The sequence below is a fragment of the Pseudofrankia coriaricola genome, from assembly GCF_001854805.1.
GTDB lineage: Bacteria > Actinomycetota > Actinomycetes > Frankiales > Frankiaceae > Pseudofrankia.
Genome location: NZ_MBLO01000003.1, coordinates 1 through 20,886, shown reverse-complemented (window position 1 = coordinate 20,886; position 20,886 = coordinate 1). Strand labels below are relative to the sequence as shown.

Genomic DNA, 20,886 nt, shown 5'->3' with positions numbered 1-20,886 from the left:
ACGGTGGCCGCCGGGTGCGCGAAGGAAGACCATTTTCGCGCACCCTTTGGCCCTGTGATCCCATGGACGGTGGCCGCCGGGTGCGCGAAGGAAGATCATTTTCGCGCACCCTTTGGCCCTGTGATCCCATGGACGGTGGCCGCCGGGTGCGCGAAGGAAGATCATTTTCGCGCACCCTTTGGCCCAACACCGTCATCGCGCCGCGGGAGGCCCGCCGTCAGTCCGATCGTCGCCGTCGAGAATCTGACGAAACGGTACCGGCGAGTGCACGCGGTGACCGACGTCAGCTTCTCGGTGCGGCGCGGATCGATCACGGGCTTCCTGGGGCCGAACGGCTCTGGCAAGACCACCACCCTGCGCATACTGCTCGGGCTGGTCACCCCGACGAGCGGCCACGCGCTGATCGACGGGCGCGGCTACCGCGAGCTCGCCGCCCCGGCGCGCCGCGTTGGTGCCGTGCTGGAGCCGGCGGCCTACCCGACCCGGACCGCGGCGGATCACCTGCGCGCGCTCGCGATACCTCTCCGGGTCGGCAGGCGCCGGACGGACGAGGTACTCGGCCTCGTCGGACTCGAGGAGGCGGCCGAGCGCGCCGCCGGTTCCTTCTCGCTGGGCATGCGCCAGCGGCTCGCGCTCGCGGGCGCCCTGCTCGGCGACCCGGAGCTGCTGGTGCTCGACGAGCCGGCGAACGGCCTGGACCCCGAGGGCATCCGCTGGCTGCGTGACTTTCTGCGCTCCTGGGCCGCCGAGGGCCGCACGGCACTGCTGTCGAGCCACGTGCTGGCCGAGGTCACCCAGACCGTCGACCACGTCGTGATCATCGACCACGGCCGGGTCGCCCTGGATGCCCCGATGCCCGAGATCGGCCAGGGCTCGGTGACTGTCAGGACCCCGCATGCCGACCTGCTCGCCGATCTGCTCGCCGACCAGCGGGCGGCCGAGGCCGGCGCGACGACCGCCGCGGCCGCCGCGGCGAGCCAGCCCGGCGCGCTGGTCCACCGGGTGGGGCCGGATGAGCTGCGGCTGCCGCACGGCTGGGCCGAGCGGGTCGGGCAGGTGGCTGCCGAGCACCGGATCCCCCTCGTGGAGCTGCACACCACCGGGCCGGACCTGGAGGGCGTCTTCTTCGCCCTGACCCGCGGCGACGCGGGTGGCCTGGAGGCGGGCTCCCACGTCGCGCGCCCACGGGTGGCCGGCCGATGACCGCCGCATTCCCCGGCGGTCACGGCGCGCGGGACGGCCGGCGGGGCCGAGCCTCTGACGGCGGCGCCGAGGACCGGACCCGCGCCCGTACGCGGGTACGGGCGCGAGCCAGCCGGCCCGCCGGGTTAGGCGTCCTGGTGCGCACCGAGTTCTTCAAGATCGCCACCAGTCGCGGTCAGCGCAACACCGTCGCGCTGTTCCTGATCTTCCAGATCCCGACGCTGGTGTTCTGGGGCTCGCAGGCGTCGCCGATCAGCACATGGGAGGGCCTGCGCTCCCGGTCGGGCCTGCTGCTCGGCTACCTGCTGATGGCACTTGGAGTCCAGATCGCCGCGAACGAGTTCCGCTGGCGCACCGCGACCCTCACCTGGCTCGTCACACCCGCCCGCCACCGGGTGCTCGGCGCGCAGCTGCTGACCGTCGTGGCGCTCGGCGCGGCCCTGTCCGCGCTGACGTTCACCGCCTGGGTCGCGGTCGGCGTCGGCCGTCACGACGCCAGGACGATGCGCCTGGACCGGCCCGGCGAGCTCGCGGGCGCGTTCGCCGTCGTCGTCCTCGCCGTCTGCGCCGCCGGCGTCGTCGGCGTGGCGGTCGGGTCGATCGCCCGCGGCCCGAGCACGGCCCTGCTCGGTCTGGTCGGGGTGGGTCTCCTGGAGCTGATCGGCGACTCCAGCCGATTCCGCGGCCCGGTGACCAGTCCGCTCGGCGTGCTCGGCTGGCCGACCTCGGAGCTGGACGCGGTGTCCCTGTGGGCCGCGCTCGGCTGGGGAGCCGCCGCGACAGCCGCCGCACTCGCCGCGCTGCGTCGGGACCTACCCGGATGAGCGGCCTGGAGGGCCAAAGGGCACGCGAAAATGATCTTCTTTCGCATGGCCGGCAGCCATTGGCCTCAGAATCAGAGGGCCAAAGGCCATGCGAAAATGATCTTCCTTCGCATGGCCGGCAGCCATTGGCCTCAGAATCAGAGGGCCAAAGGGCACGCGAAAACGATCTTCCTTCGCGCGCCCGACGGCCGTTGTTCCTGGGATCATCAGCAGGCAAACCGGTAACTCCCGGCGACGGGCCGTGGAGTACCCCCCAGGAGGAACCGGTGTGGGACGAGTCACGACGCGAGCGACCGATACCGAGATCCCCTGCCGTCAGGCCACCCGATCGGCCTACCATCCGGCACATGGTGGCGTGCCCGACATGCTTGGAGGAGAACCCGGACCGCGCCCGGTTCTGCTCCAGCTGTGGGAACCCCCTGCCCACCGCGCGCAGCGGGACCCGCAAGACAGTAACGATCATGTTCGTCGACATCACCGGCTCGACCCACATCGGCGAGAACATCGACTCCGAACCGCTGCAGCAGGTGATGTGGCGGTTCTTCACCAACGTCCGCGAGGTCATCTACTCCCACGGCGGCACCGTCGAGAAGTTCATCGGTGACGCCGTGTTCGCCGTCTTCGGCATCCCGGTGCTGCACGAGGACGACGCGCTGCGGGCGGTGCGGGCCGCGCTCGACATCCGGGCGAGGATCCGCGAGCTCAACGCCGATCTGCGCCGCGACTGGGGCCTCGGGCTGAGGATCAGGATCGGCATCAACACCGGCGAGGTCACCGTCGCCGGCAGCGGGGTCACCGGTGACCCGGTCAACGTCGCCTCCCGGCTGGAGGAGGCGGCCGCCCCCGACGAGATCCTGATCGGCGACAACACCCACCGGCTGATCCGGCCCAGCGTCACCGTCGACCCCGTCGGCCCGCTCGTCGTCCAGGGCAAGCGCGACCCGCTGCGGGCGCACCGGCTGGTCGCCCTGGTCGACCCGACCGCCGGACCCGGCAGCCGCACGCCGTCACTGAGCCTCGCGGCACCGGTCATCGGCCGTAACCGGGAACGCCGACGCATCCAGGACGCCTTCGAGGCCGTCGTCGAGGAACGCATCTGCCATCTGTTCACGGTGCTCGGCCCAGCCGGCATCGGGAAGTCGCGGATGGTGAAGGAGTTCTGCGACGGCGTGTCGAACCGGGCGACGGTGCTGTGGGGGCGCTGCCTGTCCTACGGCGAGGGCATCGCCTACTGGCCGTTGATGGAGATGGTCCGCCAGGCCACCGGGGTGTCGGCCGACTCGCCGGCGTCGGAGGGCAAGCGCCGGCTGCGCGAGCTGCTCGACGAGCTGGGGGTAGCGGGGGCGGCCGAGGTGGTCGCCGCGCTCGCCCCGCTGGTCGGCCTCGGTGGCGCCGAGGTGAGCACCCAGGAGAGCTTCTGGGCGGTCCGCACGTTCTTCCAGGCGCTCGCCGAACGCCGCCCGCTGGTGCTCTGCTTCGACGACGTGCACTGGGCGGAGCCGACGCTGCTCGACCTGATCGAGCACATCACCGACTGGTCACGCGACGCCCCGATCCTGCTGCTGTGCCTGACCCGGCCCGAGTTGCTCGAGGAACGCCGGCAGTGGGGCGGCGGCAAGCTCAACGCCACGTCGATGCTGCTGCAGCCGCTCACCGAGGCACGCTGCCAACGGCTGATCCGCAGCCTGATGGGCTCGGACGACCTCGACCCGCTGCTGGTCGACCGGATCACCTCGTCGGCGGCGGGCAACCCGCTGTTCGTCGAGCAGATGGTCGCCGCGCTGGTCGACGATGGCCTGCTGCGCCGGGACGGTAGCCGCTGGACGGCCACCAGCAGCCTGCGCAACGTCAAGGTCCCGCCGACCATCTCCGCGCTGCTCGCCGCCCGGCTCGACCGGCTCGACGCCGCCGAGCGCAGGGTGCTGGAGCGGGCGGCGGTGGTCGGCAACCGGTTCTACCTGGACGCCGTCGTCGACCTGTCCGAGCCGGAGGAACAGCCCCACGTCGCGGCGCACTGCCTGGCGCTGGTCCGCAAGGAGCTCGTCCACCCGGACCGCTCCGACCTGCCCGGCGTCGAGGCGTTCCGGTTCCTGCACGTGCTGCTGCGCGACTGCGCCTACCAGGCGACGTCCAAGCGGCAGCGGGCCGATCTGCACGAGCGGTTCGCCCGCTGGCTGCAGGCCAGGATGCTGGGCGGCCCGGGCGAGCACGACGAGCTGGTCGGCTACCACCTGGAGCAGGCCTACCGCTACCGGGTCGAGCTCGGCCAGCGCGACGCGGCGACCGTCGAGCTCGGCCGGCAGGCCGCGACCTGCCTGATCGAGGCGGCCGACCGGGTCCGCCAGGGCGACGAGATGGGCGCCGCCCAGTTGCTCAAGCGGGCGATCGTGCTGCTGCCCGAGTTGGACCCGCTGCGCCTGCGGGCCGAGATCGACCTGGGCTGGGCTTTGTACTCGTTCGGCCGGCTCTCGGACGCGGACCGGATCCTGCGCCAGGTCACCGAGCGGGCCCGGCGAGCCGGCGAGGACGGGCTGCGGGCGCACGCGCGGCTCGCTCACCTGCGGGTGCTGTTCTCCACCGAGCCGGACGGGCTGGTCGCCACCACCCTGGAGGAGGCGGGCGATGCGCTGGCGGACTTCGTCCGCGAGGGCGACGAGGTCGGCGCGGCGCTGGCCTGCCGCAGCCAGGCCGCCGCCTACACCGCGGCCGGCCAGTACGCCGCGGCCGAGAAGGCGATGGACATGGCGGTCCAGCACGCCGAGGACTCGGGCGTGCCGCGGGCGGCCCAGTCGCTGCGCCGCGAACTGACCAGCCTGCTGAGCTGGACGCCACGACCGGTCGGGGAGTCGATCACGATCGCGACGGCGGCGCTGGTGGACGCGGGCGACGACCGCGGCCAGCGGCGGGCGCTGCTCGCTCAGCTGGCGGTGCTCACCGCCATGGCCGGCGACCTGGAAGGGGCGCGGGCCCATCTCAAGGACGCCGAGGAGATCGTCTGGGACCTGCGCGGCCCGCGTTTCGACCCGTTGCACAGCGGGTTCGTGGTGGCCAGGGTGGCGCTGCTCGCCGACGACCTGACGACCGCCGAACGGGAGCTGCGCCGCAGTTGCCGGCACCTGTCCCGGATGGGTGAGCGGGCGTACCTGGCGACAAGGGCCGCGGCGCTCGCCGAGGTCATGCTGGCGCTTGGCCGGCTCGACGAGGCCGGCAAATACGTGACCCGCTGCCGGGACGCGGCCGCCACCGACCAGCTGCCCGCGCAGGCCGGCTGGTGCGGGGTCCACGCCCGGCTGCTGGCCATCCGCGGCCGGGAGGCGGAGGCGCTGCGTTTCGCCGACACCGCCGTGGATCTCGCCGGGAAGACCGACGATTTCGACTGCCAGGCCACCGCGCTGCTCGCCCGCGCCGAGGTGCTGCACCGCGCCGACCGCAAGGACGACGCGGCGATGAGCCTGGCGGACGCGCTCGAGCGCTACCACCGCAAGGGCAACGTCACCGGCGCGGCGCTGGCAAACCGAGCCTTCGAGAGCCTCGAAGGCCCCGCCACCGTCGTGATGCTGGCCCCGCCGCACTGAGTTGGCTGGTTCGCTCCGTCCGGGCGGCACGCTCCGGCCCCGTACTCGCTTCGCTCCCACGGGACCTCCGCGTGCCGTCCTCCTCCGCTCACGTGCCCTGCGGCGACCTCCGCTGCGGCCCAACCACTTCGCTGCGCTCGTGGCCGGGCCTCCGCGGAGGTGCGCCTCCGGGCCAGCTCGGTTGCGGAGCGCTTGAACGTTGCGAACCGTACTGGCCCTTTGCGGGAGGAAGACTTCGCGGTCATGCCTGGCTGGGGCTCTCGGCGTCGCCTGGTCCGCGAGCGCGGCCGGCGGCTACCCGTCCTCGGGCTTCGGAAGCGGGTTGAGGCGCTTCACGTCATAGGCGAAGCCAGCCAGGTCGATCGTCTGCGGCGAGGCCGGCTTGAAGGTCGCGCCGCCGTCGCCGAACGTGGCCGTCACCAGGAAACCGCCGGTCCTCAGATCGTTGGAGATCCGAGGGTTGAACTGCTGGTCCTTGTAAACGAGCTGGCCGTCGATCCAGATGAGCATCAGCCCGTCGGCGAACCCCTCGAAGTTCAGCTTCACGCCCTGCTCGACGCAGACCCACCGCCCTCGTGGCCAGCGCCAAGAGGCCTTACCCACGGTGTTGACCGGGTGGTCGGAGCGGGCCGTGTTCGCGTATATCAGGCCGAAGTCGCCGTCTCGCCACGCGAACCGGGTGGCAAAGCCGCTACGCAAGGTCTCCGTGCGTATACGGTTCTTCACGATCGTCCCGAAGAAGCCGGGGAGACGTCCACCCTTCCCGAACTCGAAGTCCTGAGGAAATCTCACGTAATACCGCATGTACAGCTCGTACGGCGAGCGCAACGTGTGGTCAACGAACATCTGAATACCGCCGTAGGTGGCCCCATCCTGGTAGATCCGCGCCTCCTCGGGATTCGTGACGTCCGACGGAATCGACACCCGCAGAAAAGAGGGGAAGCGCTTGTCATCGGACGGCAGCACCTCGGCCAGGTCAAGGCCGAAGCTGGACCGGGTGGTCGGGACCAGCTTCTCGCCGAAGAACTGCCTGGCGACGGTCGCGCTGGCGAGCGTGTGGCGAGCGCTCCCCGGCGTGGTCGACACCGCGCCCGGCGCCGCCGTGTCCGGCGGAAGGGTCTCGCTCGCCGGATCGACCTGCCCCATGCCCGGACCACAGGCGGCCAGCACACCACTGAGGCCGGTCGCCGCCAGCCCCAGCGCGCCAGCGGCCGACGAGCGCATCAGCGCCCGCCGGGTCATTCCGCCGCGCAACCGCGTCTCCTGTCCCTGGAGCCTCACAAGGTCGGCCGGCCAAGCGCGCGAAAGCTCCAGCCGGCCCGCCGCCAGCGCGCCGGGTCGAGGGTGTTACGCCCGTCGATGACGACCGGATTGCGGGCGACGGACGCCAGCACGGCGGGGTCGATCTCGCGGAACTCCGCCCACTCGGTCAGGTGCAGCACCACGTCGGCGTCCAGCGCCGCCTCGAGCGCGTTCAGCTCGTACCGCAGTTCAGGATGGCGGCGCCGGGCGTTCGGAATCGCGGCCGGGTCGCAAATCGTGACCACCGCGCCCGCGTCGTGCAGCGCGCTGGCCACGTCGAGCGCCGGTGAGTCCCGGACGTCGTCGCTGTTCGGCTTGAAGGCCGCGCCGAACACGGCCACTCGTTTCCCGTTCACATCGCCACCGACCGCCTCGGTCGCCAGCTCCACGACGCGCGCCCGACGCCGGAGGTTGATCGCGTCGACCTCGGCGAGGAACGCGACCGACCGCCCGACATTCAGCTCCTGTGCCCGGGCCTGGAAGGCACGAATGTCCTTGGGCAGGCAGCCCCCGCCGAAACCCACACCGGCCCCGAGGAATCGGCCGCCGATCCGGGTGTCGTAGGAAAGCGCCTTCGCCAGGACCGTCACGTCCGCGTCGGCCGCCTCGCAGACCTCGGCCATCGCGTTGATAAACGAGATCTTCGTGGCGAGGAAGGAGTTCGCCGCGACCTTCACCAGCTCGGCGGTGGCGAAGTCGGCGACGATCAGCGGGGTGCCGGCGTCGAGCGGCTGGGCGTAGATCTCGCGCAGGACGGCCTCGGCCCGGCCACCGTCATCCGTCGGCACGCCGAAGACGAGGCGGTCGGGCCGCAGGGTGTCCTCGACCGCGAAGCCCTCGCGGAGGAACTCCGGGTTCCAGCCAAGACTCGCCTGGGGCGCCTCGGCCGCGAGTCGGGCGGCCAGCCGCGCGGCCGTCCCCGCGGGCACCGTCGACTTGCCGACGACCAGCGCTCCCGGCCTGAGGCCGGCCGCCAACAGACCATCCATCGCGCTGTCGAGGTAGCGCAGGTCGGCCGCCGGCGAGTCGGCCCGCTGTGGGGTGCCCACGCACAGGAAGTGCGCGTCCGCGTCGGCGACGTCCTCAAAGGAGGAGCTGAAGGTCAGCCGACCGGACTCGAGGTTCTTGCGCAGCAGCTCCTCGAGCCCGGGCTCGAAAAACGGCACGACCCCCGAAGCGAGGCTCGCCACCTTGGCCTCGTCGACGTCCAGGCCGACGACGGTGAAGCCCAGCTCACTCATACACACCGCGTGCGTGGCACCCAGGTAGCCGGTGCCCACCACGCTGACCTTCGTCACCAGCGGACCAGACGCCGCCGGACCATCTCCTCGCGAAACCGCCGTGTCAGATAGCACGATCGCGTTCCCCCCATCAACGTAAGGCGGTCGGCCGCCACGATCATTCGTGCGCGGATCAACGAGTCGGACGACCTCGATGGGGCATGGTGCCAAACGCCCTCGGCCGGCCGGACACCGGCTGACGGGGGGCGATGATTTCAGACACAGGACCTTGCTCGGATTTAATTATGAAGACTACGCGAGAACCATCGTTTCACAACACGCAAAAAATTTCTTCGCTCCGTGGCCGAATGAGTTCTCAGAGAGATGGTGATTGCTGAGCAGAAACCACGGCGAACGCCGTGCACGGAGGAGCGGCCGACACCACTGCTAGCCTGCTGCCGTCCACCAGAGAAGGGTTGATCAACGACCGACCAAGGTCGAAAATCTTTGGCCAGCCAAGGCGCGTGGCTGGCCGATCACAGGTCGCATTTGGGGGGGTCCCGCGACAATGCAATGGCTCAACACGGCGATTGATTTCATATCCAGCCACCGAAGTCTCGTACCGATCGGCATCGCCGGTGTCATCTCATGGGTGGTGTGGCTCAGTCGACGCGTGCTCTCCATGCGGTACCGACCCGTACGGAACAACTTCCGGACGACGACGTCGGTCGTCGTGCCGTCCTTCCGCGAGGACCCGGAAGTCCTCGAACGCTGCCTGAAGACCTGGCTGGCCCAGGACCCGACTGAGATCATCATCGTGCCCGACGTCGAAGACACCACGTTGATCGAGCTGCTCGACCGCCGCGCCGACCCGAAGGTTCGGGTGATCCCCTTCGTCCACGAGGGCAAGCGCTCCGCGCTCGGTGTCGGAGTCTCGGCGGCGACCTCCGAGGTCATCGTGCTCTGCGACTCGGACACCGCCTGGGAGCCCGGCCTGCTGGCGGCCGTGCAGATGCCGTTCGTCGATCCGGAGATCGGCGGTGTCGGCACCCGGCAGAACGTCTACGAGCCGCGCAGCAGCGTGTGGCGGCGGGTCGCCAACTGGCTCGTGGACATCCGGTACCTCGACTACGTGCCGGCACAGGGACGGGTCGGCGCCGTGGCCTGCCTGTCCGGGCGGACGGCGGCGTACCGCCGTTCGGCCGTCGCGCCCGTCCTGCACAACCTCGAGCACGAGTTCTTCCTCGGACGCCGCTGCATCGCCGGCGACGACGGCCGGCTTACCTGGCTGGTACTGGCCTCCGGGTACAAGACAGTGCACCAGGACACGGCCCGGGCCATGTCGATGTTCCCGGACAGCCTGCGGGCGTTCATCAAGCAGCGGGTCAGGTGGAGCCGTAACTCCTACCGCACCTACCTCACCGCGATCTACAAGGGCTGGCTCTGGCGCCAGCCACTCATCACGCAGGTCGGCGTGCTCCAGATCATATTGACCCCGGTGACCATGGGTGTGGCGATCACCTACTTCACACTGTGGATGTTCCGGCCCGAGGCAAACGCGCCCATCATCGCGATCTGCTGGCTCCTGCTCGGCCGAGCCATCCGCGGCTTCTCGCACCTCAAGGAAAACCCGCGAGACATCTTCGTCCTCCCGCTGACCGTGTTGATGATCATTGTCATCGCGCTACCGATCAAGGCGTGGGCGCTTGTCTCCATGAACAAGCAGGGCTGGCTGACCAGACGCTCCGACATGCTCGGTGGCGAGGGGCAGACGGACGCCTCCACCAGGACCGGCGTGCCCGGGACGGCTACCGCGGGTGCCCGATGACCGCCTCCCGGCGAAGCCGACCGGTCCCTCGCCCGCGAACAATGGTCGCGGGCCTGCTGGCCAGCGCCGCGGTCACGACCGTCGTCCTGACCGCGCTGCCCGCGCGGGCGTCCTCCGTACAGCCTCTTCCCCCCGTCTCGTCGGCGGACGCGAAGAAGCAGGCCGTGTTGGTCGACGCCGAGGACATCCGCCTACGGACGATGTTCGAACGCTTCGGTGTGCTCACCAAGCCGACACTGGTCGAGACGGCGGGCAGCCTGCCGACTGTGCTGCTCCCGGCGCGGGCGGAGCCCTACACGGTGGCCGAGGTGATCAGTGCCGGTGGCGGCCGCCGCGAAGTGGACGGAGCGGTGCTGTTCACGGCGAACGTGCTCGTCGGGCCCCAGGCCCGCCTCGTGGTCAGCTCACTGGCCGGTGACCTCCGGCTGGCCAGTGGTCCCAGCGGTTTCGCGACCGTCGCTGCCTGGCGTGGCGCGATGGAGTTCGTCGGCGCGTCGCCGGACCGCAAGCTGCGCATCGTCGGCTGGGACGTGCAGAACCTGCGGCCGGACACCACCACCGTCGACGGCCGGTCCTACATCCGGACGATGGGCGGTGAACTCATCGTCCGGAACGTCGACGCGAGCAGTCTGGGGTTCTGGACGGGGCGCACCGGCGGCATCGCCTGGACCGGGAGCAAGGGCGAGCCCAGCACCGGCGGCGCCGCCGACTCGGTGTTCCGGAACAACATCTACGGTGCCTACATCTCCGGCAGTGAGGGCATCCAGATGATCGATGTCCGGCTGGAGGACAACGAACGCTCCGGGCTCGGTGTCCATCGAGACGCGACGGGCACGCTGATTTCCGGGGTCACAGCGGCGCGCAACCATGGCGACGGCATGACCATTGACCGTGCCTCCGGATCGCGGGTCATGCGCAGCACGGTCACCGACAACAGCGGCGACGGCATCACGGTCGACGGCCGCGGGCTCGGGGTCGTGGCGACCGCGACCGGCGTCCAGGTCAACCAGATCAAGGACACCCTGATCGAAAGCAACACCGTCAGTGGCAATGGGCGCTACGGGATTCGGGTGGTCGGCGGTGAGAATTCCGTCGTCCGGGCCAACAATGTTTCCGGCAGTCAGGTCGGCATCATCGTCAAGAGCGGCGCGAACGGCACTCAGATCACCGACAACAAGGTGAACGGCTCCAGCGAGACCGGCATCCAGGTCGGCCCGGACGCACGGCGCACCGCGATGGTGAACAACACGATCACCGAAAGCCAGCGCGGCATCGTCGTTCAGGACGCCACGACCAACATCCTCAGTCGCAACCAGGTGACCGGCGCCAAGGACTTCGCGATCACGATTCGCGGCCAGGCCACCGACACAAAGATCCAGAACAATACACTCGCCGGGCGGGGATGGCGGGCGATCGACATCCGCAAGGCGCTGGGAATGAGCGCCCGTGAGGTCCGCAGCAACAACACCGGTGGATGGGTGTCGCTGAAGCCTCACCACTGGTACACGCTCATTGAGCAGCACCCGGCGCTCCTGGTCTGGGGCCTGGTCGTGCTGCTGCCGGTCTTCGGCTGGTGGAGCCGCCGGCGGGCGAGGAAGCGGCCGGCGTCGCATCCCTATCCCGAGTCGGAGCTGCTGCTGCGGCGGATGACCGACGGCACCATGCGGCCGCGATCCCAGCAGGAGCTGATCATGGCGGCGGCCCGCGACCGGGCCGCTACCGGCGACCGCGTGCCCGAGCCCGTAAGGACCGTGCCCAGATCACGGACACCCCGGCAGTACGACGTGCCGGTCGAACAGCGAGCGGTCCGCGGCCCGTCCCGCCACGTTCCGGTCGACTCCGAGCCGACGTTGATGAGTCTGCGCGTGCAACGCAAAGGACCGCCCGGCGCGAACGACGGTACCCACCCCGCGCCGGCGTCCGTCGCGGGACCGGGCCAGGAGGATGACTCGCCGACGGACTACTTCACGCCACGCATGTCGACACAGACGGCTCCACCCAGACCGCGCGACGCCGAAAGCCATCGCGCCAGCCCGGATGGCGACCCGCCCTCCGGTCGGCGGAGATGGCGTGACTGATCATGACAGGGAGACCATCGGTGATCGCCATGTCGATGCCGCGGGACCGCTCGTCCGCCCGGGTTCGCCGCGGCCGGGCCCTTCGACTGGCCACACTGGTCGTCGCCGCCACGCTGACCGCCGTGGCCTGCGGCGGCAACGGCGACGACCGACCCACCGAGTTCGCCTCGGTGCCGGCGGCCTCGCCGAACCCGAGCGCGCTGCAGGGCTCGGATGACGGGAAGGGGCACGCCAGCGGCGGCCCCGTGGGAGCCGGTGGCTCCGCCCCGAGTGCCCCGGCCGGTGGAAAGGTCACCTGCCCCGCCGGCGGCGGCACCACCGTGCACGACGCGGACGAACTGACGGCGGCGCTGAAGGCGGCCCAGCCTGGCACCATCATCCGGATGGCCGCCGGCCGCTACGTCGGCGATTTCAGCATCACGGTCTCGGGCACCGAGACGAGCCCGATCTGGCTGTGCGGCTCGCCGGACGCCGTCATCGACGGCGAGGACGACGCCAAGTACCTGCTGTATCTGAACAAGGTGTCCTGGGTCCGGGTGGCCGGGTTCAGCCTCCGTGCCGGGCGCAAGGGCGTCGTGGCCGATTCCGTCCATCATTCGATCATCGCGTCGCTGCACGTCAGCCAGATCGGCGACGAGGCCATCCACCTGCGTACCGCCAGCACCGACAACATCGTGATCGGGAACGTCGTCCGCGACACCGGCAACCGCTCGGAGAAGTTCGGGGAGGGCATCTACGTCGGTAGCGCCACGAGCAACTGGTGCACGTACACGAACTGCCAGCCCGACCGCAGCAACCGCAACTCGGTGATCGGGAACGACATCGCCGGCACCACCTCGGAGAACATCGACATCAAGGAAGGCACGGAGGGCGGCGTCGTCAGCGGCAACAGGCTCAGCGGTGTCGGAATGGTCGCGGCCGACTCGTGGATCGACGTCAAGGGAAACGGCTGGCTGGTGGAGAACAACACCGGTTCGACCGACGGCGGCTCCATCAAGGACGGCATTCAGACGCACGTGGTCGAAGAGGGCTGGGGCCGTCAGAACACCATCCGCGGAAACCACCTGACGGTGGACGGCGAAGGCTTCGGCGTCTACATCCACGACGGCAAGGAGACCCTGAACATCGTCGGCTGCGACAACCAGGTGACCGGCGCGGGGAAGGGCCTGTCGAACATCACCTGCGCCTCGGGCTGACCACCGCGACGGGCGCTCTGAGCTGACTGGCTCGCCAGTCAGCTCAGAGCGCCTTCGTGTTCGGCGTGGACCTACCCGAAGCCGCGGTGCTGCTCCTGGAGCCAGTAGAGCTCCTGAGCCCAGACCCGCAGACGTTCCACGCCCGCCAGCTCGCGGGCCAGCGCGTGGGCGACCGCCGGGCGGCGCAGCACGTCCAGCTCGCTGTCGCGGAACGGCCAGCCGGGGCCGTCGTCCTCGCTAGCCCGCCGGAAGGCGGCCCGTGCCAGCGCGATCTCCGCCAGGGCGTAGTCGACCTGCTCGCGCACCACCACGTACCGGGCGGCGAGATCCTCCTCGCTGACCCCTCGTTCCCCGTTGCTGGGCTGACCGGGGACACGGCGCGCGGCCGTATGTTCAGCGCCCCCGTGGCTCGGCCGCCCCTCGCGGGCCTCCCGGCCGACCTCCCAGATCGCCGACCTGCCAGCAGACCTCCCCGATCGCTGACCTCCCAGATCGACTCCGTCGATCCGGGAGGGACCCTGTCGCCAATCGGGCAGGGACCCCGGATCCGGCAGGAACCCCGGGCTTCGCTGATCTGGGAGGGACCCCGTCACGGGTCCGCCGGGAACTCCGGGCTCCGCCGATCCGACGGGATCCCCGGTGACCTCGCGAAAGGACTGGACCAGGACAGGCCCGGTCGCGGGCCCCGCCGACACTCCCCAGACGGCGTCGTCGACCGTGCCCATCGCCTCGGCCGCGGCGGCAGCCTTCGCGGCCAGCTCCGCCAGCAGGGCTGGCAACGCCGCGGGCAATGGCGCACCAGAGGCTGGAACGGGGGCCGACTGGATGACGACCGGCCACATCGGGTCCGACGAAGCTGAGGACGCCGGCGCGGGGGCTGGTGGGGCGTCAGGCGACGGAGCCGCCGCCGGCGACGACGACGGCCCAGCCGGCGAGCTCGGCGCGACCAGCGGCGCCACGGGGGCCGCCGCGCGGGTGGCTTCGAGCCCGAACGGAGGCAACGGCGGCGGCACGGTGGCGGCGCCCCCGACCACCGGGCCAACCGTGACCGCGGATGCCGACGACGCGGACGGGTCACGGGCGACGGCCGGGTCGACCGTGACCTCGGCGCCGCGGGCCGCCAGCGGCCCAGTTGTCACCACCGGTCCGCCTGGCGCCGACGAACCGGCCGCCGTGACCTGGACGGACGTGTCGGATGGCCCGGCCGTCGCGAACCGGTCGGCGGGCGGCACGGGGGCGGCCGGGCGGCCGCGCTCGCCCAGCACGACGTCGTCGACGACCACGTCCCACCCCGCCGGCGACGCCGTCGGGGATTGCGACGGGTACGACGGCACGGACGGTGAGTAGGACGACGTGGACGAAGACGTCGGGTACTCGGGAGGCGATGGTGACTCCTGGTAGGCCGGAAGCGGCCCGCCGAGGTCGATCGGGCCGTCGTCCACGGCGGTCAGGCCCACCCCGGTGTTCCCGATCGGCACCGGCACGGACGCGGGCGCCACACCGGCCGGCATCGACACCGCGGGCAGCGCGGCGTACGGCGCGGCGGCCGTCTGCGCGTCCGCCGTCACGGCCCGGATGGTCACCGCGTCGAACGACGTGTCGTCAGGCGGCCACGTACCCGGCCCGGGGATCACCGGAAAAGGCTCGCCCAGGTGGGGCTCCGTGGACGGCGATGGGTTTCCGTACGCGGTTGGGTACCGCGGCGGAGCCGACGGGTGGAAGATCGGTTCCTGGTACGCGGGCGACGACGCGACCGGTATGGGTGGCACGGGCGACGGCGACGCGGATGGCGGCACGGGCGTGGAATGGACCGGCTGCACGCCATAGGCCGACGGGCCCCGGAACAGGGGCGGCACGGCGGCCGGAGCGCCCGGCGCGGGTGGCAGCGGCGGCCCCGAGAGCTCGCCGGGCACCTGGGGACGTGACACCGACGGTGGAGGTGGTATCGGGCGGCCGAACTCGTCGACCGCGAGCCGCCAGTCCGTCACCGGCCCCGAGCGCCCGGGGGTGGGAGCGCTGGGCTGATCGGCCGGCGGGGCCGCGTCGACCACCCACGGTGACGGCGGCTCGGCGGCCGGGGAGCCATGCGAGCCATACGCACGCTCGTAACGGTCCTCGTACGGACCGTGGCCTTCATACGAGCCAAACGACGCAGACATGGTGAGGGCAGGGTACGGCGGTCCCGCGGCCGGACGCTCCGCGCCCGCCGCCGGGCACCGCCTGTCGGGGCGAGGCGCTGGGCGCGCTCGCCCCGTGTCGGGCGCTGGGCGCCCTCCCCGCGTGGTTCCGGGCCCTGGCATATGGCGGTGGTAGAGCTGGGACCGGGGTGACGAGGTGGCTGGGTAGGTACTGCGCCAATGCGCCGTCACCAGCTGTGGCTGGACATCCGAGCCCACGGGACGTCTGTCGGGCGCTGGGCGCCCTCCCCGCGTGGTTCCGGGCCCTGGCATATGGCGGCGGTAGCTGTGGCTGGTTTGCGCGGATTGCTCACCAGCACTACGTCACGCCAGGTAGGGGCTGAGGAGGTGGCTGGGATCGAACGGGCGATGTGGGGCAGGTCTGGCGAGCCGGTGCATCCTTCGTCACACCGGCGGGTCGGCGTCGGTGGGGCGGGCTCGGAGGTTCCGGGCGGCGGCAGCGGTCGGGCTGCCGAGTCGTCTCAGCGGTGAGAGCGTGCAGGGGCGGGCGTCTTCTCCGACCGCGGCTTCCTCGGACGGACGGGCAGGTCGGGGCGGAGCCGGTGAGATCGGGTTGACGCCGGCATTCGGTACCACCTCGGTTTTACGGCTACCTCACGCGGTACGCGCGGAGAGGCTAACTCGTCATGGGTGAGTCTGGTACTGCAGAGTGACAAAGAGGCAACGGTGGGTAGCTGACGAATGGGCTACCTCGTCGCGGTCCGCGCCCACCGGGGCAAGGAACACGCCTTCTTTTAGTACCAGGTCTTTCAGGGGGTTCAGGTGGAGGTAACCGCGCCGGCGGCCGTTCTCGTGGTTGGGTTCCCGCTGCTGATGATGCTCGTCATGCTGCTGATGAACGCTGTCGAGCGCCGGCTGACCGGCTCCGGGCGGCCCGCCCTGCGCCTGGTACCCAGCGGCGGCGAGGAGACGACTCTCGGCAACGAGGGCATGCCCGCGCCAACCGTCGCCGCGGCCGCCATACCAAACGGGCCAAACAGGCCAAACGGGCCAACAAGACCAGTCGGGCCGACAGCTGATGGCGCCGAGAGGCCGGTCGCGGCCGGGCACCGCCACACCCTCCATCTCATGCCGGTCGATCTCGTGACGGCCAACCTGGCGCCCGGCGACGCGGCGCGAGCCTTCACCCACTCGGCGGTCCGGACCGTCGAAGCCGGCGCACTGTCCAGACGAGCCGAGGCCGGCTACTCCTAGGAGCCTTCCCCGGACCGACCGGCCTACGGCGAATCGGCGGGTATGCGCGATTCGGCCGGGAGGGCCGGCTGAGCCGGGACGACGCGGAGGCGGCCGGTCAGGCCGGTCGCCGCGACCAGCTCCAGGAACGCGGGCGTCGGCGCGCGGACCTCCAGCATGGCGTGGACACGCCGCAACAGCAGATCCGCGCGCAGAAGCGCGGCGAGCGCCGGGATGTCCACCCGGTGCAGACCGCTCACGTCGACCGTCACCGTGCAGCCGCCGCGGCCAAGCAGATCGCCGACCTGGTCGCGCAGGCAGCGCCGGCCAGGTCCGTCCAGCTCGCCGACGAGCTCGATGAGCACGTCCTCGCCGCCCCGCGCGTCGCGGTGCACCGTCATCCGCAGAGCCCCGGCGTCGACCCGCATCTCACCCCCCGATCCCCTGGCCGCCGGCTCCACCCGCGGCAGGATGGTTACGGAGAGTAACATGGGGACTCGTCGTCGAGCCCTCAGCGCGCAGCGATGCGGCAAAGGGCCAAAGACCCGGAAGTACCTAACGCCCCGACTCCGCCACAGCGACTCGGCCCGCGGAACTGCCATCAAGCAGGGTCACCGGCCGCGGTCTCCCGCCGATTCGCTCCAGACCGCCGCCGGACAGGCGGACCGGCCCAGGGCGAACTGGCGGGGACCCCTGGGGTCAGCCGGCGGCGATGGGCGCTGGGATGCCGGCGCGGAAGCGGCGGATCAGGGTGTTCGTCGAGGCATCATGCGCGAGCTCCGGCTCGCCGGAGGCGGCGAGCTCCGGAATGATCCGGCCCGCGAGCACCTTGCCCAGCTCGACGCCCCACTGGTCGAAGCTGTTGATCCCCCAGATCGTCCCCTGCGTGAAGACCTTGTGCTCGTACAGCGCGATCAGCTGCCCGAGGGTGAACGGGGTCAACGCCGGCGCGAGCAGCGTGTTCGTCGGCCGGTCACCGGTGAAGACCTTGTGCGGCACGAGTTCGGGTGCCACCCCTTCGGCGGCGACCTCGGCGGCGGTCTTCCCGAACGCCAGCGCCTCGGTCTGAGCGAAGAAGTTGGCCATCAGCAGCACGTGCTGGTCGTCGGCACCGTTCCCGCCGACGTGGGTGTGCGGCGGGGCGACGAAGCCGATGAAGTCGGCGGGGATGACCGTCGTCCCCTGATGCAGCAGCTGGTAGTAGGCGTGCTGGCCGTTCGTGCCCGGGGTTCCCCAGACGACCGGCCCGGTGTCCATGGTGACCGGGCGGCCGGCGCGGTCGACCGACTTGCCGTTGCTCTCCATGTCCAGCTGCTGGAGGTACGCCGGAAAACGGCTCAGGTAGTGGCTGTACGGCAGCACCGCATGCGTCTGCAGGCCAAAGAAGTCGCGGTACCACAGACCAGTCAGCCCCATCAGGACCGGAAGGTTGCGGTCGAGCGGCGCGGTGCGGAAATGTACGTCCATCGCGTGGAACCCGGCGAGCAGCTGGCGGAAGTTCTCCGGCCCGATCGCGACCGCCAGGGAAAGGCCGATCGCCGAGTCCATGGAGTACCGGCCGCCCACCCAGTCCCAGAACTCGAACATGTTCGCCGTGTCGATGCCGAATTCGGCGACCTTCTGGGTGTTCGTCGACACCGCGACGAAGTGGTGCCGGACGGCGTCCTCGCCGAGGGCCGCCACCAGCCAGGCTCGGGCGGTCCGCGCGTTCGCGATGGTCTCCAGGGTGGTGAACGTCTTGGACGAGACGATGAACAGCGTCTCGGCCGGGTCCAGGTCGTGCGTCGCCTCCCAGATGTCGGAGCCGTCCACGTTGGACACGAACCGGCTCGTCAGGGAGCGGTCAGCGAACGTCCGCAGCGCCTCGGTGGCCATCGCCGGGCCGAGGTCGGAACCGCCGATACCGATGTTGACGATGGCGCGGATATGCCGGCCGGTGGCGCCCGTCCACACTCCGGAACGGACCCGGTCGGCGAAGGCGTACATCTTCTCGAGCACCGCGTGCACGCCAGGGACGACGTCGGCGCCGTCCACCTCGATGGTCTCGCCCTCGGGGGCCCGCAACGCGACGTGCAGCACCGCGCGGTGTTCGGTCGTGTTGATTTTCTCGCCGGTGAACATCGCCTCGACCCGGGCGGGCAGCCCGGCCCGCTCGGCGAGCGCCACCAGCAGCCGGACGGTCTCGGCGGTCAGGAGGTTCTTCGAGTAGTCCAGGTACAGGCCGTCGGCCTCCACCGACAGCGTGTCGGCCCTGCCCGGGTCCGCGGCGAACAGCGCGCGCAGGCCGGCACCAGCCAGCTCGGCGTGATGCGCTCGCAACGCCGCCCATTCCGGTGTCCGTGTGATGACGACCGGCTCGCCATCCAGGTGAGAGGGCTCGGAGCTCGGCAGTGAACTCGGCATCGCGCGACCACCCTTCGGTTCCAGACCTGCCCGCTGAGATCTGCTAGCGCCAGTCTCCATGCCGCCTCCCCCACCGATTGACCAGGTGGGACTTGACGCGTGTCAGCGTGCCAGCGTGCCAGACCTCGAGCACACTCGGCGGCCAATCCGGACCTCCCAGATCGCCGACCTCCCAGCAGACCTCCCAGATCGCTTACCTCCCCGACCGGCTCCGCCGATCGAGCAGGGACCTGTCGCCGATCCGGCAGGAACCCCGGGGGACCCCGCGGACGGGCAGGCACGAAAGAAGCGCCGCCGGGGGCTCGGCGCCCACACCGTTCGGCAGCCAGTCGGCGGGGACCCGCGGAAGGCTGGCCCTGAAGAGGACCCAGCGGGACTCGGCGCCGTCGGAGCGCTCAGTCTCCGGTACCGCCCGACGGCCAAGCGGGGGACGTCGCCGAGCCGGTCGTCCGTTCCCGGTCGAGAGACTCGCCCGTGGGTGACAGCCCATAGGCGCGCGACGGTAGCCGTGTTTCGCGCGCACCCAGAGGCGGCTCGCCACCGGACCCCGCTCATCAGCCGACGGACTCGCTCCGGCGCAGGCGAGAGGATGGGTGCACACCGTGTCGGACATCCGACGCCCACCAACTGACCCCCGCCAGGGGGGATCCCGGGGGTACCAGGCCGTAGTATCGCCGGGTACACGACGAAGGGTGTGTTTGCGGCCCGGGCGCGGCCTTCGTGTTTTGTACTTCCGCGTGAAGTGGCCGGCGGCGAACGGGACCAGACCTTGCTAATCGATCGTTCTCTGGTGGAGGCGGCCCTCCCCGGCTACCAGGTCGAAGGTGACCTCGGTAAGGGCGGGTACGGCCTTGTGCTCGCCGGCCAGCACCGGCTTATCGGCCGTAAGGTCGCTATCAAGATCCTCCTTGACACCTCCGACGACCCGGAGCTGCGCGCTCGCTTCCTCGCCGAGGCGCGGGTGCTCGCCGAGCTCGACCACCCGCACATCGTGCGCGTGCACGACTATGTCGAGCACGAGGGCACGTGCCTGCTGGTGATGGAGCTCCTTTCCGGCGGAACGCTCAAGCAGCGCATCCAGGCCGGGAAGATCAGCCAGGAGACCATCTGCGCGGTCGGCATCGCGGGCGCTGCCGCGCTCGCCACGGCGCACGCGGCCGGCGTCCTGCACCGGGATATCAAGCCGGACAACATCATGTTCGACGGCGGCGGGCTGCTGAAAGTCACCGACTTCGGCATCGCCAAGATCTTCGACGGCGCCGAGACGACCGCGAGCGCGATCCTCGGCACACCCCGTTACATGGCGCCCGAGCAGATCCTCGGCAGCCGGCTGTTCCCGTCGACCGACCTCTACGCGCTGGCCGGCGTGCTCTACGAGATGATCGCCGAGCGGCCGCTGTTCGGGAAGCCGATGGGCGTGCAGCCGCTCACCCACCACCACCTGAACGTGGTGCCGGATCCGCTGACCAACGTCGCGACGCCGGTCTCCGCGGTCATCATGCGCACCCTCGCCAAGGACCCGATGGCCCGTTACGGCGACGCCACCGAGTTCGCCCTGGAGCTGGCGCGCGCCAGTGTCCGCACCTTCGGCCCGAACTGGCTCGCCAGGTCCGACGTCAAGATCCGCGTCGACGACGAGATCCGCGAGGCCGCGCAGGGCACGTCGTCAACCCCGAACCCGCCCTTCCCCATGCCACCCGCCGGCCCGCAGCTCCGCCCCGGCGGCCCGGCGACGCCGCCGCCGGTGGGGCCCCGCCCCGGTGGTGGCTACGTCCAGGGGCAGCCGTACGGGCTGCGCCCGAACCTGCCCGGCGGCGGTCAGGCCTTCCCGCCCGGGCCCGGGCAGCAGGTACCCGGCCGGCCGCCCCTGCCCAGCCAGCCGATAC

13 protein-coding genes are annotated in these 20,886 nt (G+C 70.9%); 8 read left to right on the top strand and 5 right to left on the bottom strand.

All coding sequences use genetic code 11. The features are described from left to right. The first annotated feature begins 273 nt into the window (after positions 1 to 273). The 3 genes from BCD48_RS00655 to BCD48_RS00645 all read left to right on the top strand — a co-directional run bounded on the left by BCD48_RS00655 (position 274) and on the right by BCD48_RS00645 (position 5,602). Positions 274 to 1,203, top strand: coding sequence for an ATP-binding cassette domain-containing protein (locus tag BCD48_RS00655; protein ID WP_241841416.1), 930 nt, complete (start codon positions 274 to 276; stop codon positions 1,201 to 1,203). Next, on the top strand, positions 1,200 to 2,027 hold the full coding sequence (locus BCD48_RS00650) for an ABC transporter permease (protein WP_083417985.1): 828 nt from the start codon (positions 1,200 to 1,202) through the stop codon (positions 2,025 to 2,027). Before BCD48_RS00655 ends, BCD48_RS00650 begins: the two co-directional genes overlap by 4 nt. Positions 2,028 to 2,374: 347 nt before the next feature. After that, positions 2,375 to 5,602, top strand: a complete 3,228-nt coding sequence (locus tag BCD48_RS00645; protein ID WP_071046248.1) for an ATP-binding protein — start codon at positions 2,375 to 2,377, stop codon at positions 5,600 to 5,602. 294 nt (positions 5,603 to 5,896) lie between these two features. On the opposite strand, the gene BCD48_RS00640 is transcribed toward BCD48_RS00645, so the two are convergent. Both BCD48_RS00640 and BCD48_RS00635 read right to left on the bottom strand, forming a co-directional pair. After that, positions 5,897 to 6,856, bottom strand: a complete 960-nt coding sequence (locus BCD48_RS00640) for a polysaccharide lyase (protein ID WP_241841415.1) — start codon at positions 6,854 to 6,856, stop codon at positions 5,897 to 5,899. 23 nt (positions 6,857 to 6,879) lie between these two features. After that, positions 6,880 to 8,202, bottom strand: coding sequence for a UDP-glucose dehydrogenase family protein (locus BCD48_RS00635; protein ID WP_274536477.1), 1,323 nt, complete (start codon positions 8,200 to 8,202; stop codon positions 6,880 to 6,882). 490 nt (positions 8,203 to 8,692) lie between these two features. Between BCD48_RS00635 and BCD48_RS00630 the strand changes: the two genes are divergently transcribed. From BCD48_RS00630 to BCD48_RS00620, 3 genes are read left to right on the top strand one after another with little or no spacing between them, the layout of a single operon-like run. Further along, positions 8,693 to 9,952: a glycosyltransferase family 2 protein gene (locus BCD48_RS00630; protein WP_071046246.1), complete on the top strand. Its 1,260-nt coding sequence runs from the start codon at positions 8,693 to 8,695 to the stop codon at positions 9,950 to 9,952. Beyond that, on the top strand, positions 9,949 to 12,030 hold the full coding sequence (locus BCD48_RS00625) for a right-handed parallel beta-helix repeat-containing protein (protein WP_083417984.1): 2,082 nt from the start codon (positions 9,949 to 9,951) through the stop codon (positions 12,028 to 12,030). Before BCD48_RS00630 ends, BCD48_RS00625 begins: the two co-directional genes overlap by 4 nt. A gap of 29 nt (positions 12,031 to 12,059) precedes the next feature. After that, positions 12,060 to 13,226 carry a hypothetical protein gene (locus BCD48_RS00620; RefSeq protein ID WP_241841417.1) on the top strand — a complete coding sequence of 389 codons (1,167 nt, stop codon included), beginning with the start codon at positions 12,060 to 12,062 and terminating at the stop codon, positions 13,224 to 13,226. Between the two features lie 71 nt (positions 13,227 to 13,297). Here the strand turns inward: BCD48_RS00620 and BCD48_RS53000 are convergent, their stop codons facing one another. After that, on the bottom strand, positions 13,298 to 15,385 hold the full coding sequence (locus BCD48_RS53000) for a hypothetical protein (protein ID WP_241841414.1): 2,088 nt from the start codon (positions 15,383 to 15,385) through the stop codon (positions 13,298 to 13,300). A gap of 801 nt (positions 15,386 to 16,186) precedes the next feature. Here BCD48_RS53000 and BCD48_RS00605 point away from each other — a divergent pair. Beyond that, positions 16,187 to 16,618 (top strand): hypothetical protein, encoded by a 432-nt coding sequence (locus tag BCD48_RS00605; RefSeq protein WP_071046244.1) that lies wholly within the window; start codon positions 16,187 to 16,189, stop codon positions 16,616 to 16,618. Positions 16,619 to 16,641: 23 nt separating this feature from the next. Here the strand turns inward: BCD48_RS00605 and BCD48_RS00600 are convergent, their stop codons facing one another. Further along, on the bottom strand, positions 16,642 to 17,025 hold the full coding sequence (locus BCD48_RS00600; protein WP_071046243.1) for an STAS domain-containing protein: 384 nt from the start codon (positions 17,023 to 17,025) through the stop codon (positions 16,642 to 16,644). A gap of 271 nt (positions 17,026 to 17,296) precedes the next feature. Next, complete coding sequence (gene pgi / locus BCD48_RS00595) at positions 17,297 to 19,000, bottom strand: glucose-6-phosphate isomerase (protein WP_071046242.1); 1,704 nt, start codon at positions 18,998 to 19,000, stop codon at positions 17,297 to 17,299. A 769-nt stretch (positions 19,001 to 19,769) separates the two neighbouring features. Between pgi and BCD48_RS00590 the strand changes: the two genes are divergently transcribed. Beyond that, on the top strand, positions 19,770 to 20,886 hold a 1,117-nt coding region (locus BCD48_RS00590), incomplete at its 3' end, for a serine/threonine-protein kinase (protein ID WP_131803689.1).

Excerpts from the sequence above, each read along its gene's own strand:
- BCD48_RS00650 (WP_083417985.1), top strand. The coding sequence starts at position 1,200 with ATGACCGCCGCATTCCCCGGCGGTCACGGCGCGCGGGACGGCCGGCGG.
- BCD48_RS00645 (WP_071046248.1), top strand. The coding sequence starts at position 2,375 with ATGGTGGCGTGCCCGACATGCTTGGAGGAGAACCCGGACCGCGCCCGG.
- BCD48_RS00630 (WP_071046246.1), top strand. The coding sequence starts at position 8,693 with ATGCAATGGCTCAACACGGCGATTGATTTCATATCCAGCCACCGAAGT.
- BCD48_RS00625 (WP_083417984.1), top strand. The coding sequence starts at position 9,949 with ATGACCGCCTCCCGGCGAAGCCGACCGGTCCCTCGCCCGCGAACAATG.
- BCD48_RS00620 (WP_241841417.1), top strand. The coding sequence starts at position 12,060 with ATGTCGATGCCGCGGGACCGCTCGTCCGCCCGGGTTCGCCGCGGCCGG.
- BCD48_RS53000 (WP_241841414.1), bottom strand. The coding sequence starts at position 15,385 with ATGTCTGCGTCGTTTGGCTCGTATGAAGGCCACGGTCCGTACGAGGAC.
- BCD48_RS00600 (WP_071046243.1), bottom strand. The coding sequence starts at position 17,025 with ATGCGGGTCGACGCCGGGGCTCTGCGGATGACGGTGCACCGCGACGCG.
- pgi (WP_071046242.1), bottom strand. The coding sequence starts at position 19,000 with ATGCCGAGTTCACTGCCGAGCTCCGAGCCCTCTCACCTGGATGGCGAG.